Annotated in this window: 1 protein-coding gene and 3 pseudogenes; 3 read left to right on the top strand and 1 reads right to left on the bottom strand. The window is 65.1% G+C overall.

Annotated elements, in window-relative coordinates; genetic code table 11:
• Window positions 1–608, top strand: a pseudogene (locus ACLP4W_RS20370) (acetate kinase); the annotation flags it as partial.
• On the opposite strand, the pseudogene ACLP4W_RS20365 reads toward ACLP4W_RS20370, so the two are convergent.
• Window positions 605–1,752, bottom strand: a pseudogene (locus tag ACLP4W_RS20365) (DUF1501 domain-containing protein). The pseudogenes ACLP4W_RS20370 and ACLP4W_RS20365 sit on opposite strands and share 4 nt — an antisense overlap.
• 32 nt (window positions 1,753–1,784) lie before the next feature.
• On the opposite strand from ACLP4W_RS20365, the pseudogene ACLP4W_RS20360 reads away from it, so the two are divergent.
• Together ACLP4W_RS20360 and ACLP4W_RS20355 are read left to right on the top strand one after the other, a co-directional pair.
• A pseudogene (locus tag ACLP4W_RS20360) lies at window positions 1,785–2,000 on the top strand (AI-2E family transporter); the annotation flags it as partial.
• A gap of 59 nt (window positions 2,001–2,059) precedes the next feature.
• Window positions 2,060–2,179 carry an integrase core domain-containing protein gene (locus tag ACLP4W_RS20355; RefSeq protein ID WP_442376005.1) on the top strand — a complete coding sequence of 40 codons (120 nt, stop codon included), beginning with the start codon at window positions 2,060–2,062 and terminating at the stop codon, window positions 2,177–2,179.
• The last annotated feature ends 350 nt before the right edge of the window (window positions 2,180–2,529 follow it).

Genomic DNA, 2,529 nt, shown 5'->3' with positions numbered 1-2,529 from the left:
TGGGCAGGCCGCTGGACAGCATGAATCAGATTGTGCTGCATCTGGGTAACGGCGCATCAGCGTCAGCGATCGCCAAGGGCCGCCCCGTCGACACGTCGATGGGCTTGACCCCGATGGAGGGCCTGGTGATGGGCACCCGCAGCGGTGACGTCGACCCCGGCGTCATCGGCTACCTGTGGCGCGCCGCGAAGATGAGCGTCGAGGACATCGAGTCGATGCTCAACCATCGCTCCGGGGTGTTCGGCCTGGCCGGTGAACTCGACTTCCGCCGGCTCCACGATATGATCGAATCCGGTGACAGTGCAGCACAATTGGCTTACAACGTGTTCATCCACCGGCTGCGCAAGTACATCGGGGCATACCTGGCGGTGCTGGGACACACCGATGTGCTGAGCTTCACCGCCGGGATCGGCGAGAACGACCCGTCGGTGCGCCGCGACGCGCTGGCCGGGATGGCGGGGTTTGGCATCGAGCTCGACGAGCACCGTAACGCCGGCCCGGCCACCGGCGCGCGGCGGATCTCCGCGGACGACTCGCCGACTACCGTGCTGGTGATTCCGACCAACGAAGAACTGGCCATCGCCCGGGACTGCATGCGGGTGGTCTAGCCCAAAAAGCCCACGCTGCGCCGGCCGGTTCCGACCGACGGTGTGGGATCGGTGCCGATGGTGTGCGTCAGCAGGTCATAGTAGACGTCGCGAAAGTCCATGGTGGGTTTGAGGTCTCCATTGTCGAGGTCGGTGAGGCTGGGTTCCTCGCCGTAGAACCCACCCTTGACGGATGTCTCGGCGACGAACACCGGGCCGGCGGTGCCGTGGTCGATGCCCTGGGACGCGTTGGCGGCCACCCGGCGCCCGAACTCCGAATACGCCAGCACGACGACGTTCTTGCCGTAGCGGTCGGTGGCCATGTCCCGCAGGAACGCGGCCACCGCTTCATCGAAGGTCTGCAGCAGACGCTGCTGGGTTTCGCGTTCGTCGGCGTGGGTGTCGAAGCCGCCGAGCTGCACCATATAGACGCGGGACGGAACCCCTGCCCGCACCGCCTTGGTCACCATGGCGAGCTGCCCGGCCAGCGGGTTATGGTCCTTTTCGGACGCCTTGACCGGCGCCAAGGTGGTGTCGGTGGTGCGGGCGGCGCGATAGGCTGCGCACATCGCCGACATGGCCGGGGTGTCATTCGGGTCGTCGGCGCCCGGCGCGTCCATCGTCGCGGCGAATCGCTCCTCGGATTTCGGCGTCGCGGACGCTGAAAGCGCTGCCGCCGTGCATTTTTCGCCGACCGCGAGTGGGGGCAGCACGGCGCCGATATTGACCGCGCGCAGCGGGTCGTCACCGGTGGCGTCCAGCCAGCGGCCGATCCAGCCGGTCGAGACGGGTTCGGCCGGCGACGCGGTCTGCCAGATGTCCATGGACCGGAAGTGGCTGTGGTCGGGCTGGGGATAGCTCACGCCGCGCACGATCGCCAACTTCCGCTCGGACCACAACTGGGCCAGGCCGCGCAAAGCCGGATTGAGTCCCAGCTGTTCATCCAGGTGCAGGACATCGGCTGGGCATAGGCAAGTTCGGGGCGGGCGTCATGATAAACGTTGTCGGCGTAGGGAATCACGGTGTTGATGCCGTCGTTGCCGCCATAGAGTGTGACGATCACCAGGATGCCGCTGCCCTCGGCGAGCGGCCGGTCGTGTGCCGCGCGCAGCAGGTCGGGCCAGCTGACCGCCACCGGCCCGGACAGCAGGCCCAGCGCGCCCACGCCGGCGCTGGCGATCAGGAATCGGAGACGAGGTGGTGGCCAAGCTGGGCGACTATCTGTTCGGCAATGTGCTGACCTCGGTCATCGCCGGGGCGACGACATTCGTGTGGTGCATTCTTTTCGATGTCCCCTACGCGGTGTTGCTCGGTGTCATCGTGGCCATCCTGGACCTCTTCCCCTACGCTTCCACCGTCGGCGGGTTCATCGTCGCCGCCGTCGCGCTGGCCGTTTCCATCCCGGTCAGCGTTGCCACTGTCGTATTCTACATCGCGTTCCGGCTGGGTGAGGATTATCTTCTGACACCCAAATCTTCAACAACAAACTCAGAGAATGGGAGGACTCCTACAACTACCATCGCCCTCACGGCAGCCTCGGCGGCCAGACACCCTACGAACGACTACGCCAAATAACCCAGGCCCGGCCGTAACCGATGACCGTCAGTCGCACATGCACGACCTCGTGTCGCACGTGAGAACTTTCCTTACTGGTATCCAGGTCGTGTGCTATCGTCTGAACCGTGTCGGTGTCCTTAATCGAAACCGGTGCTGGCGCGAACAATTGTATGTCCTCGCGCACGAACCATTCGTTGCCGGTAACGCCGGTGTAGGCGGGCGGCGCACCGCTGAAGACTTGAAGACCACGCGGCCATTGTCGTGGACGGCAGGATGCTCAGCGCGCTGGGCTCCGAGTAGGCATGCTCGAAGACGCTGCCGATGCAAGGAGATAGACGACGAACGATTGTCGTGCGAGCACTTCGACGAGCCGCACTGCGGATGC

Source organism: Mycobacterium sp., assembly GCF_052145595.1.
GTDB lineage: Bacteria > Actinomycetota > Actinomycetes > Mycobacteriales > Mycobacteriaceae > Mycobacterium.
Note: the sequence above shows the minus strand (reverse complement) of the source record. Positions and strands in the feature narration are given on the sequence as shown.